24 protein-coding genes are annotated in these 18,758 nt (G+C 65.5%); 15 read left to right on the top strand and 9 right to left on the bottom strand.

What is annotated here, in order from left to right:
- The first annotated feature begins 50 nt into the window (after positions 1 to 50).
- Genes bufB through AC2FNJ_RS13035 form a run of 3 tightly spaced genes read left to right on the top strand, consistent with a single transcriptional unit; the run spans position 51 to position 2,181 of the window.
- Positions 51 to 908, top strand: a complete 858-nt coding sequence (gene bufB, locus AC2FNJ_RS13045; protein ID WP_496764777.1) for an MNIO family bufferin maturase — start codon at positions 51 to 53, stop codon at positions 906 to 908.
- Positions 905 to 1,666 carry an HvfC/BufC family peptide modification chaperone gene (locus AC2FNJ_RS13040; protein WP_496764776.1) on the top strand — a complete coding sequence of 254 codons (762 nt, stop codon included), beginning with the start codon at positions 905 to 907 and terminating at the stop codon, positions 1,664 to 1,666. Before bufB ends, AC2FNJ_RS13040 begins: the two co-directional genes overlap by 4 nt.
- Entirely contained in the window at positions 1,663 to 2,181 is a 519-nt protein-coding gene (locus AC2FNJ_RS13035; protein ID WP_496764774.1) for a DoxX family protein, read from the top strand. The genes AC2FNJ_RS13040 and AC2FNJ_RS13035 overlap by 4 nt, the downstream gene beginning before the upstream one ends.
- Before the next feature lie 55 nt (positions 2,182 to 2,236).
- On the opposite strand, the gene AC2FNJ_RS13030 is transcribed toward AC2FNJ_RS13035, so the two are convergent.
- The gene (locus AC2FNJ_RS13030; RefSeq protein WP_496764772.1) at positions 2,237 to 2,554 is read right to left on the bottom strand and encodes an ArsC/Spx/MgsR family protein; all 318 of its coding nucleotides are present in this window, start codon (positions 2,552 to 2,554) and stop codon (positions 2,237 to 2,239) included.
- A 209-nt stretch (positions 2,555 to 2,763) separates the two neighbouring features.
- Between AC2FNJ_RS13030 and AC2FNJ_RS13025 the strand changes: the two genes are divergently transcribed.
- Positions 2,764 to 2,970, top strand: coding sequence for a cold-shock protein (locus AC2FNJ_RS13025; protein WP_496764771.1), 207 nt, complete (start codon positions 2,764 to 2,766; stop codon positions 2,968 to 2,970).
- 137 nt (positions 2,971 to 3,107) lie between these two features.
- On the opposite strand, the gene thyX is transcribed toward AC2FNJ_RS13025, so the two are convergent.
- On the bottom strand, positions 3,108 to 4,019 hold the full coding sequence (gene thyX / locus AC2FNJ_RS13020) for an FAD-dependent thymidylate synthase (protein WP_496764770.1): 912 nt from the start codon (positions 4,017 to 4,019) through the stop codon (positions 3,108 to 3,110).
- Between the two features lie 222 nt (positions 4,020 to 4,241).
- Between thyX and AC2FNJ_RS13015 the strand changes: the two genes are divergently transcribed.
- Genes AC2FNJ_RS13015 through AC2FNJ_RS13005 form a run of 3 tightly spaced genes read left to right on the top strand, consistent with a single transcriptional unit; the run spans position 4,242 to position 6,090 of the window.
- Entirely contained in the window at positions 4,242 to 4,670 is a 429-nt protein-coding gene (locus AC2FNJ_RS13015; protein ID WP_496764768.1) for a VOC family protein, read from the top strand.
- The gene (locus AC2FNJ_RS13010) at positions 4,667 to 5,371 is read left to right on the top strand and encodes a DUF1194 domain-containing protein (RefSeq protein WP_496764803.1); all 705 of its coding nucleotides are present in this window, start codon (positions 4,667 to 4,669) and stop codon (positions 5,369 to 5,371) included. Before AC2FNJ_RS13015 ends, AC2FNJ_RS13010 begins: the two co-directional genes overlap by 4 nt.
- The gene (locus AC2FNJ_RS13005; RefSeq protein ID WP_496764766.1) at positions 5,368 to 6,090 is read left to right on the top strand and encodes a DUF1194 domain-containing protein; all 723 of its coding nucleotides are present in this window, start codon (positions 5,368 to 5,370) and stop codon (positions 6,088 to 6,090) included. The genes AC2FNJ_RS13010 and AC2FNJ_RS13005 overlap by 4 nt, the downstream gene beginning before the upstream one ends.
- On the opposite strand, the gene AC2FNJ_RS13000 is transcribed toward AC2FNJ_RS13005, so the two are convergent.
- From AC2FNJ_RS13000 to AC2FNJ_RS12990, 3 genes are all read right to left on the bottom strand, one after another.
- A complete protein-coding gene (locus AC2FNJ_RS13000) occupies positions 6,084 to 6,581 on the bottom strand; it encodes a MarR family winged helix-turn-helix transcriptional regulator (RefSeq protein ID WP_496764764.1) in 498 nt (165 codons plus the stop codon). The genes AC2FNJ_RS13005 and AC2FNJ_RS13000 overlap by 7 nt on opposite strands.
- 76 nt (positions 6,582 to 6,657) lie before the next feature.
- On the bottom strand, positions 6,658 to 6,915 hold the full coding sequence (locus AC2FNJ_RS12995) for a succinate dehydrogenase assembly factor 2 (protein ID WP_496764762.1): 258 nt from the start codon (positions 6,913 to 6,915) through the stop codon (positions 6,658 to 6,660).
- On the bottom strand, positions 6,912 to 7,304 hold the full coding sequence (locus AC2FNJ_RS12990) for a helix-turn-helix domain-containing protein (protein ID WP_496764760.1): 393 nt from the start codon (positions 7,302 to 7,304) through the stop codon (positions 6,912 to 6,914). The genes AC2FNJ_RS12995 and AC2FNJ_RS12990 overlap by 4 nt, the downstream gene beginning before the upstream one ends.
- A gap of 90 nt (positions 7,305 to 7,394) precedes the next feature.
- Here AC2FNJ_RS12990 and AC2FNJ_RS12985 point away from each other — a divergent pair, with 90 nt between their 5' ends.
- The 3 genes from AC2FNJ_RS12985 to AC2FNJ_RS12975 all read left to right on the top strand — a co-directional run bounded on the left by AC2FNJ_RS12985 (position 7,395) and on the right by AC2FNJ_RS12975 (position 10,453).
- Complete coding sequence (locus AC2FNJ_RS12985) at positions 7,395 to 8,597, top strand: pyridoxal phosphate-dependent aminotransferase (RefSeq protein WP_496764758.1); 1,203 nt, start codon at positions 7,395 to 7,397, stop codon at positions 8,595 to 8,597.
- Between the two features lie 18 nt (positions 8,598 to 8,615).
- Entirely contained in the window at positions 8,616 to 9,011 is a 396-nt protein-coding gene (locus tag AC2FNJ_RS12980; RefSeq protein ID WP_496764757.1) for a hypothetical protein, read from the top strand.
- A gap of 71 nt (positions 9,012 to 9,082) precedes the next feature.
- Positions 9,083 to 10,453, top strand: coding sequence for a dipeptidase (locus tag AC2FNJ_RS12975; protein WP_496764756.1), 1,371 nt, complete (start codon positions 9,083 to 9,085; stop codon positions 10,451 to 10,453).
- On the opposite strand, the gene AC2FNJ_RS12970 is transcribed toward AC2FNJ_RS12975, so the two are convergent.
- On the bottom strand, positions 10,392 to 11,804 hold the full coding sequence (locus AC2FNJ_RS12970) for an MATE family efflux transporter (RefSeq protein ID WP_496764754.1): 1,413 nt from the start codon (positions 11,802 to 11,804) through the stop codon (positions 10,392 to 10,394). The genes AC2FNJ_RS12975 and AC2FNJ_RS12970 overlap by 62 nt on opposite strands.
- Before the next feature lie 115 nt (positions 11,805 to 11,919).
- Here AC2FNJ_RS12970 and AC2FNJ_RS12965 point away from each other — a divergent pair, with 115 nt between their 5' ends.
- Both AC2FNJ_RS12965 and AC2FNJ_RS12960 read left to right on the top strand, forming a co-directional pair.
- Complete coding sequence (locus AC2FNJ_RS12965; protein ID WP_496764752.1) at positions 11,920 to 12,561, top strand: TIGR02453 family protein; 642 nt, start codon at positions 11,920 to 11,922, stop codon at positions 12,559 to 12,561.
- Between the two features lie 47 nt (positions 12,562 to 12,608).
- Positions 12,609 to 13,487, top strand: coding sequence for an alpha/beta fold hydrolase (locus AC2FNJ_RS12960; protein ID WP_496764751.1), 879 nt, complete (start codon positions 12,609 to 12,611; stop codon positions 13,485 to 13,487).
- Between the two features lie 54 nt (positions 13,488 to 13,541).
- Here AC2FNJ_RS12960 and AC2FNJ_RS12955 read toward each other — a convergent pair whose 3' ends face one another.
- Positions 13,542 to 14,216: a DUF2161 domain-containing phosphodiesterase gene (locus AC2FNJ_RS12955; protein ID WP_496764749.1), complete on the bottom strand. Its 675-nt coding sequence runs from the start codon at positions 14,214 to 14,216 to the stop codon at positions 13,542 to 13,544.
- A 149-nt stretch (positions 14,217 to 14,365) separates the two neighbouring features.
- Between AC2FNJ_RS12955 and AC2FNJ_RS12950 the strand changes: the two genes are divergently transcribed.
- From AC2FNJ_RS12950 to AC2FNJ_RS12940, 3 genes are all read left to right on the top strand, one after another.
- Positions 14,366 to 15,286: a manganese-dependent inorganic pyrophosphatase gene (locus AC2FNJ_RS12950; protein ID WP_496764747.1), complete on the top strand. Its 921-nt coding sequence runs from the start codon at positions 14,366 to 14,368 to the stop codon at positions 15,284 to 15,286.
- Positions 15,287 to 15,437: 151 nt separating this feature from the next.
- Entirely contained in the window at positions 15,438 to 16,313 is an 876-nt protein-coding gene (locus AC2FNJ_RS12945; RefSeq protein WP_496764746.1) for a TIGR01459 family HAD-type hydrolase, read from the top strand.
- Between the two features lie 102 nt (positions 16,314 to 16,415).
- Entirely contained in the window at positions 16,416 to 16,859 is a 444-nt protein-coding gene (locus AC2FNJ_RS12940) for a MaoC family dehydratase (RefSeq protein WP_496764744.1), read from the top strand.
- 222 nt (positions 16,860 to 17,081) lie between these two features.
- Here the strand turns inward: AC2FNJ_RS12940 and AC2FNJ_RS12935 are convergent, their stop codons facing one another.
- Positions 17,082 to 18,071 carry a methylenetetrahydrofolate reductase gene (locus AC2FNJ_RS12935; protein WP_496764743.1) on the bottom strand — a complete coding sequence of 330 codons (990 nt, stop codon included), beginning with the start codon at positions 18,069 to 18,071 and terminating at the stop codon, positions 17,082 to 17,084.
- Entirely contained in the window at positions 18,068 to 18,649 is a 582-nt protein-coding gene (locus AC2FNJ_RS12930; protein WP_496764741.1) for a methylenetetrahydrofolate reductase C-terminal domain-containing protein, read from the bottom strand. The genes AC2FNJ_RS12935 and AC2FNJ_RS12930 overlap by 4 nt, the downstream gene beginning before the upstream one ends.
- Positions 18,650 to 18,758: the final 109 nt, after the last annotated feature.

The following is an 18,758-nucleotide window of genomic DNA, read 5'->3' as shown; positions in this document are numbered from 1 at the left end:
GGGCTGCGCTGTCTGCCCGCCCCATTTCTTTGTCAAGAAGGGCCCGTGCCATGCTGGACAGCGCCAACCGCCCGAACCGGCTGCCCGCCGCCCCCGGCGTCGGCTACAAGCCGCAGCATTTTTCCCAGATCGTCGAGGATGCCGCACCGGTCGCGTGGCTGGAGATCCATGCCGAAAACTACATGGGAGACGGCGGCCGGCCGCTGGCGCAGCTGCGCCACCTGTCCGAAAGATTCCCGATCTCGGTGCACGGCGTGGGTCTGTCCATCGGCGGCGAAGGCCCGCTCGACCCCGAGCATCTGGCGCGGCTGAAACACCTCGTGGGCTGGCTGAACCCCGCCAGTTTCTCGGAACACCTGGCCTGGTCCACCCATGACAGCCATTTCCTGAACGACCTGCTGCCCCTGCCCTATACCGACGCGACCCTCGCCCGCGTCTGCGACCACATCGATCAGCTGCAAGAGGCGGTCGGGCGGCAGATGCTGCTGGAAAATCCGTCCAGCTATCTGGCCTTCGACGAAAGCACCCGGTCCGAGCCGGAGTTTCTGGCCGAAATTGCGCGGCGCACCGGATGCGGGCTGTTGCTGGACGTCAACAACGTCTTCGTTTCCGCCACCAATCTGGAATTCTCGCCGCAGGGCTACATCGACGCCTACCCGCTTGACCAGGTGGCCGAGATCCATCTGGGCGGCCATGACGAGGACCAGGACGATCACGGCCAGCCGCTGCTGATCGACAGCCACGGCCGCGAAGTCGTGGATCCGGTCTGGGCCCTGCTCGACTATGTGCTGGACCGCACCGGGCCGAAACCCGTGCTGATCGAGTGGGACACCGATGTGCCCGACTGGCCGGTGCTGAAGGCCGAAGCCCTGCGCGCGCAATCGGCGTTGGAGCGGATCCCCGCATGACCGTTTCTCAGACCACCTTTGAAAAGGCGCTGCTCGATGCAACGCTTCCGGTCCCGCAGGGCCTGAGCGACGCGCGGAACCGCCCGGCCGGACGCCGCTTCAGCGTCTACCGCAACAACGTCGCCGTGTCCCTGACCGAGGCGATGCATCAGGCGTTTCCGGTCATCGCCAAGCTCCTCGGGCCACAGAACATGGACGGGCTCGCCGGGATCTTTCTGCGCCGCCACCCGCCCAGTTCGCCCCTGATGATGCATTACGGCGCGGCCTTCCCGGACTTCCTGGCGGGCATGGAACAACTTTCCCATCTCGGCTACCTGCCGGATGTCGCGCGGCTGGAACTGGCGCTGCGCCGCGCCTATCACGCGGCCGACAGCACACCCATCGCGCCCGAGGCGCTGGCCATCAGCACCGACAAGCTGCTGACGGCCCGGCTGACCTTCGCCCCGGCCATGCAGGTTCTGCGCTCGCCCTGGCCCATCCACGCGATCTGGCGGTTCAACACCGAGGACGGCGCGTCGAAACCGCAACCGGGGGCCGAGGATGTCCTGATCACACGCCCCGAATTCGACCCAATCCCGCATCTGCTGCCCGCCGGCGGCGCCGAGTGGATCGCGGCCCTGCAAGCGGGCCGGACCATCGGCGAGGCCCACGAAGCCGCCCTCGCCGCCGCCGAGGAGTTTGACCTCGGGGCCACGCTCTCGCTGCTGTTGCAGGGCAACGCAATAACCTCCGTGACTATCGAAAGGCTGGAACGATGACTGCGCTGATAACTCTCCACAACGATACTTTCGGAAAGATCGGCCGGGCCTCGGACCTGCTGACCCCGACGCTCGCACGACTGGTCTTTGTCGCGGTCCTGCTGGTCTATTACTGGAACTCGGCCATGCTCAAGATCGACGGGTCGATCTTTTCGCCCTCGGCCGGCGCCTTCGGGCAGATCTTTCCCAAGGCGGCCGAGGCGGTGCTGTACGATGTCTCGCAGATGACCGTCTTTCAGCGCGTGGTGATCTTTCTGGGCACGGTGGCGGAATTCGTCCTGCCCGCCCTGATCCTGGTCGGCCTTCTGACCCGGCTCGCCGCGCTCGGCATGATCGGGTTCATCTGGGTGCAGACCATCGTGGACGTGACCGGCCACGGCGTCGCTTTGGGCAGCCTGTTCGACAACGCCATCACTCTGGTCGATCAGCGCACCATGTGGACCTTTCTGATGCTGGTCCTGGTGATCAACGGGGCCGGTCCCCTGTCGCTCGACCGGATCCTGCGGTTGTCCTGAGTTCCGTGCTACACCCTGGGCCTGACGAGCGGCGGCTGCCCGGACAGGCATCCGGTCACGCCAGGCCCAGGGCCTTTCGGGTTTCGGCAGTCCAGCCCAGAATCAGCCGGTCGCCCGTTTCAATCAGCGGCCGTTTCATCAGAGTCGGGTGATCGGTCAGCAGCTCCAGCGGCGCGCGGGCGCGGTCGTGTTCGCCCAGTCCGCGCCAGGTCGTCGAGCGCGTGTTGAGCAAAACGTCGCCGAATTCGTCCAGGGCGCGTTCCAAGACGTCGGCCGGCACGCCGTCGGAACGGACATCGATGAACTCGGCTTCCGGAAGCGATTTCAATGCCTTGCGGCAGGTATCACAGGTTTTCAGCCCATACAGCCGCATCCCGTCCCTTTCCCGATTTTGCTGAAAAGTTGAACAATCCGGTCCACTTCTTCGCGTTGTTCTTGATTTTTTGCAAGGCCATGCAAAGGTGGCAGTGGCGAAACCCGCCTTCTTCGCCGCTTTGTTTCTGCAAATCGGCTCAAAGGGGGTGGGTGCGCCACCCCTGCCCCGATCTGGGGGATTCGATTAAGTAGAAGGAGACACGGGAAATGCCAACCGGCACCGTGAAGTGGTTTAATACGACCAAAGGCTATGGTTTTATTGCGCCCGACGAAGGGGGCAAGGATGTGTTTGTTCATATCTCGGCCGTAGAGCGGTCCGGCCTGACCGGACTCGCGGACAATCAGAAAGTCTCGTACGAATTGCAGGACGGACGCGATGGCCGGCAGATGGCCGGCGATTTGAAGGCGTTGTAAAGGCCACGACCCGCGCGCGACGCGCACCAACAAACAAGGTCGGCGGCTGAATTTCCGGCCGTTGGCCGTTTCCCCGAAACCCCGACAAGACCGGACGGGCGACCAGCCCGGCGCCGGGCGTTGGCGTCTTTGCGTCGTCACGCCGACCGGATGACCGCCTCGAATTCGCGCCACTCTCGTGCCGACAGGCCGGATGTCTCCTGCGTGACCGCTTCACCGCCAAGCATGCGCCGCAGGCAATCGAACATCTGCGCCGACAGGTTCACCGCGCCCAGCCGGTAATCCTCGAACGCCTTGTAGGCGAACGGCACCCAGTCCGCCACGATGTCGCAGATCGTCTCGGCATAGATCCGGATTTCATACTGGGCATGGGCATCCGCGCGCAGGCGCAGGAAATGGAACAGGTTGTGCAGATCGACCTTCCAGTACCATTGCGTATAGACATTCGCCGGCAGGTTCATCCGCGCCAGTTCCCGCGCCAGACCCTGCTGTCCGTCCTGGCCGATCATCGCCTCGTAATTGTCGTAGCAGCGTGCGCTGTCCGATTTCAGGATCTCCAGAACCCGCGCCGCCTCTTCCCCCTGCAACGCCGCGCCGCGCCCCTGGTTGTTGACCTCGGACTGGGCTGCGACATGTTCGGGCGCCGGGATGTAGAATTCGCGGTCCAGGATCGAGTAGCGCGCCGAGTATTCGTTCACATTGGCGGTGCGATGCCGGATCCACTGCCGCGCCACGAAGACCGGCAGTTTCACATGCAGCTTGATCTCGCACATCTCGAACGGAGTCGAATGCCAGTGACGCATCAGGTAGCGGATCAGCCCTTCGTCGTTCTGCACCGACTTGGTGCCCTTGCCATAGGACACCCGCGCGGCCTGACAGATCGCGGCATCGTCGCCCATATAGTCGATCACCCGGACGAACCCGTGATCCAGCACCGGGTGGGCGGTGTAGAGCCGCTCCTCCATGCCCGGCGCGACCACGCGGCGGGTCTGCTGAAACTGCGCGCGCTGGTCCTCGATCTCGGCCAATTGTTCGGGCGAAAGCGGCATGGGGTGTCCTTTCGTGAATGAGTCGCGCACCACTATATATCGGCAATTCCAAGACCGGAACCGCGATATAGGGTGTTGGCGCCACGCGACGCCAAGAACAGCGATCCATTCGAGCGCCCGCGCCGGGACCGCCCGCGAAAAAGCCCGCCCCGCCCGATCTCGACTCCACCGCACGGCACGCTAAGCTTCGCGGCAGGATTTGCAATCAGAGGATGGCTCGATATGGCGCTCAAATACCTGCACACAATGGTGCGCGTGAAGGATCTGGAGAAATCCATGGCCTTCTACGAACTTCTCGGGCTGCGCGAAACCCGCCGCTATGAAAGCGAGGCGGGTCGTTTCACCCTCGTGTTCATGGCGCCGCCGGGTCAGGAAGACGCGCCGATCGAACTGACCTACAACTGGGACGGCGACGAAGGGCTGCCCAGCGACAGCCGCCATTTCGGGCACATCGCCTATGGCGTGGATGACATCTATGCGACGTGCCGGCATCTGCAGGACAACGGCGTGGTCATAAGCCGGCCGCCGCGCGACGGGCGCATGGCCTTTGTCCGCTCACCCGACAACGTGTCGATCGAATTGCTGCAAAACGGAGAGGCTCTGGAGCCCGCCGAACCTTGGCTGAGCATGGAAAATACCGGTCACTGGTGATCCGCTGGGCGGCGCTTGTCGGTCTCGCCCTCGGCGCCGGTCCGGGCTGGGCGGTCGATTGCCGCCTGGCCCTGGCCCTGGCGATGGACGTGTCCACCTCGGTCGATGCCTCCGAGGACGCCCTGCAGCGGGGCGGGCTGTCCGCGGCCCTGATCGCGCCCGAAGTCGAGCGCGCCTTTTTCGCCTCGCCGCTGCCGGTCGCCCTGGCGGTCTATGAATGGAGCGGGCGTTTCAACCAGCAGATCCTGTTCGACTGGCGCCTGATCGAAAGCCCTGCCGACCTGCGGGACGCATCAAACGCCATCGCGACCTCGGTGCGCAGCAAGGGGGTGTCCCCGACCGCGCTCGGCCATGCGCTGGGATTCGGCGCCGTGCTGCTCGAGCGGGCGCCACCCTGCCTGCACAAGACCATCGACGTGTCCGGCGACGGCATCAACAACGACGGCTACGATCCGCAGACCGCCTATCGGCACTTTCCCTTCGGCGGCGTGGTGGTCAACGGTCTGGTGATCATGAGCGCGGCCTACGAGGCCGAGACCGAGCTGATTCCGTTCTATCGCACGCAGGTGTTGCGGGGGCCGGCCGCGTTTCTGGAAATCGCGCAGGGCTTCGACGACTACGAGCGCGCGATGCGCCGCAAGCTCGAACGCGAATTGTCGAGCATGGTGATCGGCACAGCGGCCGGACCGGGCCTGCGATGATCCGGGTGCTCGCCTGCCTGTTGTGTCTGGCCGCGTCCCAGGTTTCGGCGCAATGCCGGCAGGCCCTGGCCCTGGGAATGGATGTTTCCGGGTCGGTGGACAGCCGCGAATACCGTCTGCAGCTGAGCGGATTGGCCAATGCGCTGCGGCACCCCGAAGTGGCGCGGGCGTTTCTGGCGCATCCGTCGATTCCGGTCCGGCTGGCCATCTTCGAATGGAGCGAACCGGGGCATCACCGCATCCTGCTCGACTGGACCGACATCGACGATCCGGCGGTTCTGGCACGGATCAGTGCCGGGCTGGACGCCACGTCGCGCGCGCCCGCCCCCAGCGGCACCGCGGTTGGATCGGCCATGCAGCTCGGCGCCGAGCTGCTGGCGCAGCAGGATGAATGCTGGAAACGCACACTGGATCTGTCCGGCGACGGCAAGCACAATCTCGGCCCGCATCCGCGCGAGGTCAAAACCCGGCTTGCGCCCACCGGCCTGGTCATCAACGGCCTGGTCATCGGCGCCGACGACCCGCGCGGCGACGACAAGCGCCAGGTGCAGGTCGGCGAGCTGTCGGCCTATTACAACGCCTGGGTCATTCTCGGGGCGGATGCCTTCGTCGAGGTGGCGCTGGGGTTCGAAGCCTACGAGGCCGCCATGATCCGCAAGCTCAAGCGGGAACTGGAAAGCCTCACCCTCAGCGCGTTGCCGCACGGGGCGTTTCAATAGATATACCGGATCTGGTCGGTCCAGTACCGCTCGACCCGGCGCAGCGCGGTGGTGATGTGATCGATTCCCTCGGCGCCCAACACGCCCTTGGCCTGCAGCCCCTCGGCATGGCGGGCGAACAGATCGGCCACGATGTCGCGCACCTCGCGGCCCTTCTGCGTCAGCCGGACCCGCACCGAGCGCCGGTCCATCTCGCACCGCTGGTGGTGCATGTATCCCAGATCCACCAGCTTTTTTAGGTTGTAGCTGACGTTGCTGCCCTGGTAGTACCCGCGGCTCTTCAATTCGCCGGCGGTGACTTCGTGATCGCCGATGTTGAACAGCAGCAGCGCCTGTACCGCATTGATCTCCAGCACGCCCACCCGCTCGAACTCGTCCTTGATCACGTCCAGCAACAACCGGTGGAGCCGTTCGACGAGCGCCAGCGATTCCAGGTAGGAGGCCATGAACCCCTTGCCGCCGGTCGTGGCAATCCGTGTCTCGATACTCATCCTCTTCTCCGACTCGACTAGCTGCCCCGACACGATGCGCCGAAAATGCCGAAGAATCGGTTAAGGTGGATTTCCGCTAGTTTTGAAAGGTTTGCGCGATTTCCGCGATCAGATCCCGATAGCGCGGCGGAACCGACGCCTGCCCCGTGACCCACTGGTACAGATCCTGATCGTTCTCGTGCAGAAGCGCGTCGTAGAGGTCGAGGCCCGCCCCGTCCATGCCGTCGAGGCGGCGTTCGGCATAGGCCGACAGGATCAGATCCATCTCCTTGATGCCGCGCCGCATCGACCGCATCTTCATGCGCTTGATGCGGATCTCGCGTGTCTCGGTCATGCACTCTGCTCCATCATCAGGCGCAGCCGTTTTTCCAGACGCGCGGCGCGTTCGGCGTTTTCCCGCATCGCCCCCCGGATCGCGCGCAGTTCGGCGGCGATGTCGGCCAGGTCGGTGGAGTCCTCGGTCATGTCATGCGGGGCGTCCATGCCGTCGCCCTCACCGGTCAGCAGCCACATGATCGAGACATTCAACATCCCCGCCAGCTTGGACAGCCGGTTGGCGCGCGGCTCGGACAGATCCTCCTCCCAAGCCACGATCGTGGCTTTCTTGACCCCCAGGCGGCGGGCCAGCTGGGCCTGGGTCATGCCGGCGGCTTCGCGCGCCCCGGCCAGCCGGTCTCCAAACGTTGCCGCGTCCGGTCCGAACCAGTCATTGTCGTCGCTCATCGAGGCACCTCTCACCTTCTTCCATATCGCTTGATCCCGTTTCGGGCGCACCCTATGACAGTCGGACCCGACATACAAACCGAGGCCGGCATGAGTTTCCTGTCTGCGACATTGTCCCGCGTCAAACCTTCGCCCACCATCGCCATGACCGCCAAGGCCGCCGAACTGAAGGCAGCGGGGCGCGATGTCATCGGCCTCAGCGCGGGCGAGCCGGATTTCGACACGCCGCAAAACATCAAGGATGCCGCCATCGCCGCCATCGCCGCGGGCAAGACCAAATACACCGCGCCCGACGGCATCCCCGAGCTGAAACAGGCGATCTGCGCCAAGTTCCGGCGCGACAACGGGCTTGACTACACACCGGCGCAGGTCTCGGTCGGAACGGGGGGCAAGCAGACGCTCTACAACGCGCTGATGGCCACGCTGAACCCGGGCGACGAGGTGATCATCCCCGCGCCCTACTGGGTCAGCTATCCCGACATGGTGCTGCTGGCGGGCGGCACGCCGGTGCCGGTGGAAACCACGCTGGAGAACCACTTCAAGCTGACCGCCGAACAGCTCGAATCCGCGATCACACCCAAAACCAAGTGGTTCATCTTCAACTCGCCCTCCAACCCCACCGGCGCGGGCTATTCGTGGGACGAGCTCAAGGCGCTCACCGACGTGCTGATGCGCCACCCCCATGTCTGGGTGATGTCCGACGACATGTATGAACACCTGGCCTATGACGGGTTTCAGTTCTGCACGCCCGCGCAGGTCGAGCCGGGGCTCCATGACCGCACGCTCACCTGCAACGGGGTCTCCAAGGCCTATGCCATGACCGGCTGGCGCATCGGCTATGCCGCCGGCCCGGTCGAACTGATCGCGGCGATGCGCAAGATCCAGTCGCAATCCACCTCGAACCCCTGCTCGATCAGCCAGTGGGCCGCGGTCGAGGCTCTGAACGGCACTCAGGCGTTCCTGGCCCCCAACAACGTGATCTTCAAACGCCGCCGCGATCTGGTTGTTTCGATGCTGAACCAGATCGACGGCCTCACCTGCCCCACGCCCGAGGGCGCGTTCTATGTCTATCCCTCGATCGCCGGACTGATCGGCAAGACCACGCCTGCCGGCACGGTCATCGACTGCGACGAGGCATTCGCAACCGCCCTGTTGCAGGAGGCCGACGTGGCCGTGGTGTTCGGCGCGGCCTTCGGACTCAGCCCCAATTTCCGCGTCAGCTACGCCACCTCGGACCAGGCCCTGACCGAAGCCTGCACCCGAATCCAGCAGTTTTGCGCGTCGCTCACCTGACAGGAGGCCACCAGCGCGATGGAACTTCCCGAATACTACTTCCGCGTCCGCGAGAACGGCGCATTCGTCTTCCGTCTGGACTCCGAGAACCGGCAGCGCCGGATCGAGATGGAACAGATCGCGGTGGTCAACATCCGCAACGGCGAGATCAAGCCGCACGGGCAACGCCAGCTGACGCCCGCCGACACGGCCGAGATCGAACGCTGGATGGCCGAACGCAAGGCCCTGCTGGCCCGTCGCGACATCGACGACATCCACCGCACGGTGGACCAGCTGAACCTGACCGCCCACTGGGCGCAGTCCAAGGCCACGCCAGAACAGCTGGACGAAGTCACCGACGCCCTGCTGATGGCCATGCACGATCTGCGCTCGGTCCTGGTGCGCAAGAAGGCCGAACGGGCGACCAAGGGCTGACGCCTCGGGTTTGCATTGCCTTGCCGGCGATTTCCGCCCACTCTCGCGGCAATGGCTGACGGAGGGATCGCATGGGCTGGCAAGACTATCTCGACACGCATCGCGACAGGTTCGAACAGGAGCTTCTGGACTTCGTACGCATCCCGTCGGTCTCGGCCATGCCGGCGCATATGCCGGACGTGGAACGGGCCGCCGGCTGGGTGGCGGACCGGTTGCAGGCGGCGGGCCTGGAAAACGTCGCCGTCCTGCCCACTACGGGCCATCCGGCCGTCTATGCCGACTGGCTCCATGCCGGGACCGACAAACCGACCGTGCTGATCTATGGCCATTTCGACGTGCAGCCCGCCGACCCGTTCGACCTGTGGGACAGCCCGCCCTTCGACCCCGAGATCCGCGACGACCGGATGTATGGCCGCGGCGCCTCGGACGACAAGGGCGGAATGCTGATCCCGATCCTCGCCGCCGAGGCGCTTCTGGCCAGCAATCAACGCCTGCCCGTCAACGTGAAATTCCTGTTCGAAGGCCAGGAAGAGATCGGCTCGCCCGACATGCCCGCCTTCATCGCCGCGCAGGCCAAACGGCTCAGCTGCGACATGATCTTTTCCGCCGACGGCCTGCAATGGACCGCGGACGAGGCCACGCTGATCATGGGGCTCAAGGGCCTCGTCGGCGTCGAGATCTTTGTCGAAGGCCCTTCGGCCGATCTGCATTCCGGGCTGCATGGCGGCGGCATCAACAACCCGCTCATGGCGCTCAGCCAGATACTCGCCTCGATGAAGGATGCCGAGACCGGACGCATCACCATCGACGGCTTCTATGACGACGTGATCGACCTGAGCGACGAGGACCGGGCCGACATTGCCCGCGTGCCCTTCGACGAAGCCGCCTATCTTGCCGAAACCGGCGTCAGCGAAACCTTCGGAGAGCAGGGCTATTCCGTCCGCGAACGGCTCTGGGCGCGGCCCACGCTCGAAGTCAACGGCCTGACCGGCGGCTATCAGGGCGACGGCAGCAAGACGGTGCTGCCCGCCCGCGCCAGCGCCAAGATCACCTGCCGGCTGGTCGCCAACCAGACACCGGAACGGATCGCCGAGCTGATCCGCGCTCATGTCGAAACCCACACGCCCCCCGGCGTCACCGCCCGTGTCGAACATCTGTCAGGCGACGCCGATCCGTTCCTGGTTCCGCGCGGGCACAACGCCACCCAAGCCGCCGGCGAGGTGCTGGAAGAAGTCTACGGCCAAAAGCCCTTCGTGACGCGGGTCGGCGGGTCGATCCCGATCATGACGCTGTTCCTGCGCGAACTCGGCGTGCATGGGGTGATGTTCGGCTTCAGCATCGGCGACGAGAACCTGCACGCGCCGAACGAATTCTTCCGGCTCAGAAACTTCCGCCGTGGCCAGACGGCCTATTGCCGGTTGCTGGAGAAACTTGCGGGCTGAGTCCCGCGCCCGGCCCCACCTTTCGGATCACCCGGCCCCAGAACCGGACCATCAGCAGCACGCCCGCGAAGGCCAGCCCGACGACCAGCCCGGCCCAGACGCCGATCCCCTGCCACCCGTAGGTGAAGCCCAGCAGATACGACGACGGAATGCCGATCACCCAATAGCTGAGCGCCGCCATCACCATCGGCACCGCCGTATCCTGCGCCCCGCGCAACAGCCCCAGCGCCATCACCTGCGCCCCGTCCACCAGTTGGAACAGCGCCGCCATGGCCAGCAACCCGACACCGATCGCCAGGATCTCGGGGCGTTCCGGGTCGCCGGGCTCCAGAAACAACGAGATCAGCGGTTCCGCGCAGGTCAGAAACAGCACGATGGTCAGCAGGGACATGGTCAGCGACATGCCGATCACAACCAGCGCGCCGCGGGCCATATGCGCCCGGTCGCGACGGCCATAGGCGTTGCCGGCCCGGATCGTTGCCGCATTGCTGAGACCCAGATGCACCATGAACGTGGCCGAGGCGAGCTGGATCGCGATGCCATGCGCCGCCAGCGGCACGGTGCCCAGCCACCCCATCATCATCGCCGAGGCCGCGAACAGGCTGACCTCGCTCAGATTGGTCAGGCCGATGGGCACGCCCAGGCGGAAGACGCGCGCGAACATCTCCCAGTCCGGCCGCCAGACCCGCCGGAACAGTTCATGCCCGGGCAGTTCGCGCACCGCGTAGAACACGACCGCCACCAGCGACACGATCTGTGTCACCACCGAGGCGATCGCGGCGCCGGTGATGCCAAGTTCCGGCGCGCCCCAGTTGCCGAAGATCAGCGCATAATTGGTCAGTGCGTTGGCCACCGCCGCCGCGACGGTGATCCAGAACACGATCTGCGTCCGCTCCAGCGCCGCCAGATAGGACTTGAGCACCATGACCAGCAGCGCCGGCATCAGCCCCCAACCGGCCACCCGCAGATAGGCCGCCGCCAGCGCCGCCACCTCCGGCTCCTGCCCAAGGGCCAGCAGAATCGGATAGGACCACCACAAGAGCGGCATCGCGCCCGCCGCGAACAGGATCGACAGCCACAGCCCCATCCGCGTGGTGCGCCGGATACTGGTTTCGTCCTCTTCCGCCGCGGCGGCCGCCACCATCGGCATCACCGCCCAGCCGAACCCGGCCCCCAGCAGGAACAGGACGAAGAAATAGGTGCTGCCCAGCGTGACCGCCGCCAGCGCCTCGACCCCGTACCAGCCCAGCATGACGGTGTCGGTCAGCCCGATCGCGAACTGCGCCAGATGCCCGCCGATCAGCGGCAGGCCCAGAACCGCCACCGCGCGGGCGTGCTGGCCGTATGTCATGGGGGTGCTCATCCGCCCACGCTTACGAGCGGCCGGCGCCCCTGACAAGAGCCGGCGGAATTTCCTGTTCCGACGGCTGACGGGTGATAAGCTCGGCCCAGAAAGGAGGCTGTCCATGTCCGACCCGTTCGCCGACCTCATCCCCCGGGCCCGCGCCTTTCTCGACGCGCTGGCCCGCAACAATTCCCGCGACTGGTTCAACGAACACAAGGCCCGCTACGAGGCGGAGCTGAAAGCGCCCGCCACCCGGCTGCTGGATCAGGTCGCGCGGGAGATCGGCCCGGGCACCGGCACGAAACTCTTCCGCCCGCAGCGCGACGTGCGGTTCTCCAAGGACAAGACGCCGTATCACACGCATCTGCACATGCTCTGGACCCTGCCCGGCGATGGCGCGCAGCCGCCCGGCCTGTTCTTCGGCATCTCACCCGACTATGTCACTATCGGCGGCGGTGTGATGGGTTTCGACAAGACCACCCTGCCGGTGTGGCGCGACCGGGTGGACGGACCGCTGGGCCGCGACCTGCTCGCCCTGTTGGACGGCTATCGGGCCGAGGGTCTCCGGATCGCCGATCCCGAGCTGAAGCGCGTACCAGCCCCCTATGATCCGCAGCACCCGCAGGCCGATCTTCTGCGCCGCAAATCGCTGACGGTCTGGCGCGACCTCGAAGACGACGAATTTGCCCGCCCGCTCGCCGCCCTGGCGGACACACGCGCGCGGCTCGCGCCGATGACCGACATGCTCCGGCAGATCCGCTAGCACCCGCCGCAGAAACCGAACCCACGACGCGCATCAGGACAGACCATATGGACTCAAAAACGATCGAGCTGAACGGCAACCCCTTCCACCTGCGCATCTGGGGCGATCCGTCCCTGCCGCCGCTGCTGATGCTGCACGGCTTTCCTGAATATGGCGGCGCCTGGTCCGATCTCGCCCCGCACCTGTCCCACCGCTTCCACTGCATCGCGCCGGATCAGCGCGGCTATGGCCAGAGCTGGGCACCCCAGGGCGTCGAACACTACACCCTCTCCAAACTGGTCTCGGACATGGCCGCCCTGACCGACGGAACGGGGCCGGTCACGGTGCTGGGCCATGACTGGGGCGCCTCGGTCGCCTACGGGCTTGCCATGGCCCATCCCGACCGGGTCCGCCACCTGATCATCGCCAACGGCGTGCATCCGGTGCCGTTCCAGCGGGCGATGGCCGCGGGCGGGGCGCAATCCGCCGCCTCCCAATACATCAACCGCCTGCGCGAGGAACACGCCGCCGACTGGCTCGGGGCAGACAATTTCGAAAAACTGGAACAGTTCTTCCGCCACGGCATGGGGCTCGACTGGCTCTCGCCGGACCGGATGGAGGCCTATCGCACCGAATGGGCGCGCCCTGGCCGGCTGGAGGCCATGCTGAACTGGTACCGCGCCTCGCCGCTGCGCGTCGCCGCCCCCGGCCAGCCACTGACCGACCTGCCGGACCTGCCGGTCGAACGCCTGCGCGTGCGTTGCCCGCACGTGCTGATCTGGGGCCCCGAGGACCGGGCGCTCCTGCCCGAATCCACCGACGGGCTGGAAGACTTCGCGCCCGATCTCACCCGTGTCGAGATTCCCGGCACCGACCACTGGCTGCACCACCAGAAGCCCGAGGCGGTAGCCCGCGCGATCCTCACCTGGACGGACGACCGCGGCTAGGCGCTCCGCCCCAAGGCCAAGAGGGGCAGCGGCCCTGCCATGCCGAACCTTGCGTCATGCGTCATCCTCCCAGCTGTAGGCCCAGTGTTTCAGCCCCGTCCGGCCCTCATCCGTGAGTTCGTAGACACCGGTTCCGACCCGTTCGAACCAACCGTAGTGGTTCACCCGCATCAGCCGTGTCGCCTGCGGCACGCCGGTGGCCTTGGCGACCGCGGCACCTCGCGCCGCACCGTTCTCGGCCAGATAGGCGGCGCAGCGCAGGGCATCCTGGCGATAGGCCGTCACGATCCCGTGCCGGGTTGCGCCGCCCGAATTGGGATCGCCCTGCAACCTGTCGAACTCCCGCAACAGGCGCGCCGACCGCTTGCGCGACTTGCGTGGCGCATGGGGGCCGGGATCGCAATGCACCTCGGTACGGCCATCCCCTCGCACGGTGATCAGACCCAGCCCCAGACGGCGGCAGAGCGCCAGATTGTCCCGCAGGGCCCGGCGTGCCGCCCGCCCGTCGGGCCGCAGGACCGCGACATAGACCTGGTCGGTGATCTTCAGCCGCGCGATGGCCTGATGGTAGAGCGCCAGCGAAAACCGCAGTTTCAACTCGACGATGACCGGCGCCTCTGCGCCGCGCCGCGCGACGACATCGGCGGCGCCGACCTCGCCCTTCACCTCGTATCCCTGCCGTTCCAGCAGCGCCTTGACCGGCACATACAGATCCTGCTCGCGCTTCATGGCCGCATGCTAGACGCATTCCGGCCAAGTACACAATTCACGCGCGCCGGTGTCGCCCTCTGACCAACCGTCGCATCGTGTCCGGCGGCAGGTGACAACCCGGAGTCCGCGCCCTATAAGGCGCCAAAATTTCAACACAGGACGCTGACATGACCATCCAGGTATTTGGACACAAATCCCCCGACACCGATTCCACCGGCTCCGCCATTCTCTGGGCCTGGTATCTGAACGAAGTCGAGGGCGAAAAGGCCGAAGCCGTGCTGCTGGGCGAGCCCAACACCGAGGCCGCCTACATGCTGAAGCGCTGGGATCTGCCCAAGCCGCGCATCATCGCGGATGTTGACGCCGGCGCGCCGGTCGTGATCGTCGATACCAACAACCCCGCGGAACTGCCGGACAACATCAACAAGGCCGACATCCGCGCGATCATCGATCACCACAAACTGGCCGGCGGGCTGGAAACCAAGGGACCGATCGACATCACTGTGCGGCCGCTGGCCTGCACCGCCACGATCATGCTCGACCTCATGGGCGGCGACGCCGACAGGATGCCCGTCTGGGCCAAGGGCGCGGCGCTGACCTGCATCCTGTCGGACACGCTGGAATTCCGCTCGCCGACGACCACCCCCCACGACCGCGCAGTTGCCGAAAAACTCGCCAAGGATCTGGGCATCGACATTCCGGGCTATGCCGCCGAGATGTTCGCCGCCAAGTCGGACGTGTCGTCCTTTTCGGACGGCGAACTGCTGCGCATGGACAGCAAGGAATACGAGGTGGACGGCACCAAGTTCCGCGTTTCGGTCCTGGAAACCACCGCGCCCGGCGTGCTGATGGACCGCAAGGCCAGCCTGATGGAGTCGATGGTCGAGGTCGCCAGGGAAGATGGCGTCGACCAGGTGCTTCTGTTCGTCATCGACATTCTCAACGAAGAGGCGACCCTGCTGGTGCCGAACGATCTGGTCAAGGGCGTGGCCGAAAAGAGCTTCGGCGCGACCGTCAGCGGCGACACCGTGGTCCTGCCCGGCATCATGAGCCGCAAGAAACAGATCATCCCCAATCTCAAGGTCTGAGTTCGGCCGGCAGACCGCGTTGAGGGGCGCCCCGCCAAAGGCGCCCCTTTGCGTTCTTCTTCGCCCCCTGCTGAACGCGTCACGGGGTGGCATTCCCGCCCAAGCTTTGCCATAGCTGACCCATACTCCATCTCGCCCGCCGGAGGTTCCCATGACCCAGATCATCGATTCGCTGTCCGACGTAGCCGACCGGTACAAGGCGCTGTTCGTCGATCTTTGGGGCTGCGTGCACAACGGCATCACCGCCTTCCCCGAGGCGGTCGCCGCGCTCAGGGACTATCGCGCCACGGGCGGCAAGGTCGTTCTCGTGACCAACTCGCCCAAACCCCGCGCCGGTGTGGCGGTGCAACTGGCCCAGTTCAAGGTGCCCGAGGACGCCTATGACACCATCGCGACCAGTGGCGATTCCGCCCGGTCGGCGATGTTCCAGGGCGCGGTCGGCCGCAAGGTCTATTTCATGGGCGAATGGGAGCGCGATGCCGCTTTCTTCGAACCGCTGAAACTGCTCGACCACCCCATCGAAATCGAGCGCGTGCCGCTGGATCAGGCCGAGGGCATCGTTTGCTGCGGCCCGTTCGACCCGCATGCGGATCCGAGCGTGAACCGGCCCGAGTTCCTCTATGCCAAGCAGGTGGGCCTCAAGCTGCTGTGCGCCAATCCGGACATCGTGGTGGACCGCGGCGACGTGCGCGAATGGTGCGCCGGGGCGCTGGCCCGGCTGTATGCCGAGATGGGCGGCGAAAGCCTCTACTTCGGCAAGCCCCACCCGCCCATCTACGACCTGGCCCGCCGCAGGCTGGCCGCTCTGGGGGTCGATATCGCCGATGCGGACATTCTCGCCATTGGCGACGGCCCGCATACCGACATCGCCGGCGCCATCGGCGAAGGACTCGATTCCCTGTTCATCACCGGCGGACTGGCCGCATTCGAGACGAAAACATCGGTCCAGCCGGACCGGGATGCGTTAACAGCCTATCTGGAAAAGGAAAAAATGAGCCCGACCTATGCGATGGGGGGTTTGCGCTAGCAGAAAAAGGACTTGATTTTCTGCGCCTGCGAAGTAATAAAGTTGCCACAAGATGGCCGGTTGTGACGTTTTGTTGCCCGGACGTGACTGCGAGAGGGCGACATGTTGGACAATCTTCCGCGCGGAACGATCTGCATCGAGGACATCGAGATGGGCATGACCCGTCACCTGCGCAAGGTGGTGACGGACGAGGATATCGAGATGTTCGCCAAGGTGTCCACCGACCGGAATCCGGTGCATCTGGACGACGACTATGCCCGCGACACGATCTTCGAAGGCCGGATCGCCCACGGAATGCTGACCGCCGGCCTGATCTCCGCCGTCATCGGAGAACAGCTGCCGGGCCATGGCACGGTCTATATGGGCCAGTCGCTCAAGTTCCTCGCCCCGGTACGCCCCGGCGACACCGTTCATGCCGAGGTCAAGGTGATCGACATCGACATTGCCAAACGTCGCGTCCGCCTGGATTGCCATTGCTCGGTCGATGGCAAGAAAGTGCTGGTCGGCGAGGCGATGGTGCTGGCTCCGTCGCGCAAGTTCGACTGATCGCCTGAAGTCTTTGCAGGTTCAAACAGGGGCGTTGCCCCTCTTGCCCTGCGGGCAATTCACCCCAGGGTATTTCTGACCAGAAAGAAGCGGCAATTTCGCGCTTGCTTCTTTCTGGTTTCAAATACCCCAGGGAGTTTGAGGGACAGCGTCCCTCAACAAAAACAAAAAAAGAGCGCGCCGAAGGCGCACCGCATGATGGCCGATCACGGCGCTGTGGTTTCAGGGTTTGCGCGCCTTTCCGCGCGCCTTCAGCACACCCGACTCCAGAATGATCTCGGACACCAGGTGCTCGCGCCGATACGCCATCACATGGACGCCGGAAACGCCCGCGATTTCGCGGATCTGCTGGATGAGTTCGATGCAGATCCTCTTGCCCTCTTCCGATGGGTTCCGGGCCTGCTCCATGCGCGCGATCACGTCGTCCGGGATGTGAATCCCGGGCACGTTGCTCCGCATCCAGCGCGCCGCCTTGGCGGAAGCGACCGGACCGACGCCGGCGATGACATGGACGCGTTCATCCAGCCCCGCGTCCCGCACCCGCGCCATGAATTTCTCGAACAGCGGGATGTCGTAGATGTAGTTGGTCTGGATGTACTCCGCCCCTGCCTCCACCTTCTTGGCCAGGCGGTCGGGGCGCCATTCATAGGGCGGGATGCACGGATTCTCGGCCGCGCCCAGGAACAGCTGCGGCGGGCGCGTGATTTTGCGGCCCGACAGGAACCTGCCCTGATCGCGCATGGTGCGGATGGTGCGCAGCAGCGTCAGGGAATCGAAGTCGAAGACCGGCTTCGCCCCGGGCTGATCGCCTACGCCCACCCCATCGCCGGTCAGGCACAGCACGTTGCTGACCCCCAGCGCGGCGGCGCCCAGAACATCGCCCTGAATGGCGATCCTGTTCCGGTCGCGGCACGAGATCTGGTAGACCGGCGAATATCCCGCCCGCGTCAGCAGGGCGCAGATCCCGATCGATGACATGTGGCAGTTGGCGCCCGATGCGTCCGTCGCGTTGATCGCGTCGGCCACCTCGCCCAGGGGCTGCGCGGCCTGGAACACGTCCTCGGGGTCGGCGCTGTCCGGCGGGTTTAGCTCTGCCGTCACCGCGAAACGCCCCGACCGCAAGACGCGCTCGAGCCGGCTGTGGGACACGTACCCGTCGGGCGTCGGAACGTAACCGGACGGTTCGACCGACTTGTCGCCGGCGGCGCTCATGATCCGCCCTCGTGACGGGTCGCCCGCGGCGGTTCCTCGGCCAACGGTGCGGCCGAGGGTTCGTTCCTGCGGGCTTCGGGAAAGGCCTGCGCCAGGGTCAGCCGCGCGGCGTCGCGGGCCTCGCGGCGTTTGGCGGCGATCTCGCGGCTGACGCGCAGCCACGAGGACGAACCCTGCAGCGAGTGCTCGACCGGCGGCAGAACCTGCCTGATCCGCGCCTGCCCCTCGCGCATCCGGCTGGCGCCGTCCCAGGCCAGAACCCAGACGCATTTCATCTGCGGCTTGACCTCGCAATAGCCGCCGTCGCGCACCCCGCCACACGGCCCGTTGCGCAGCTGTTTCGGGCAGTTCATCGGGCAGGACATGCCGGTCGAGGACAGCACGCATTGCCCGCACATCTTGCAGTCGAACAACGGAACCTTGATGCATTTCTCCAGCAGCGCGATGGGCCGCTCCACCCGGTTGTAGCCGATTTTCGCAAACAGCGGATCCAGCGCCACCATGCCCCGTTCGACCCGCTTGTAGATCCATTCGAAAGCCCGGGCGTGGCGAATTGCAAAGAGACGCAGCCGATACATGTTGCATATCCTCGGGCAGAATCGGCCGACACCTCGACCGGATTGCGATTTGCTGTCTGAGCGCGGACGATTGGAGCGTCCGGACCCCAAGTTTACACCCCGGCGATTT

It is taken from the genome of Ruegeria sp. BHSB196 (assembly GCF_059613135.1).
This window is presented reverse-complemented; position numbering and strand designations above follow the sequence as displayed.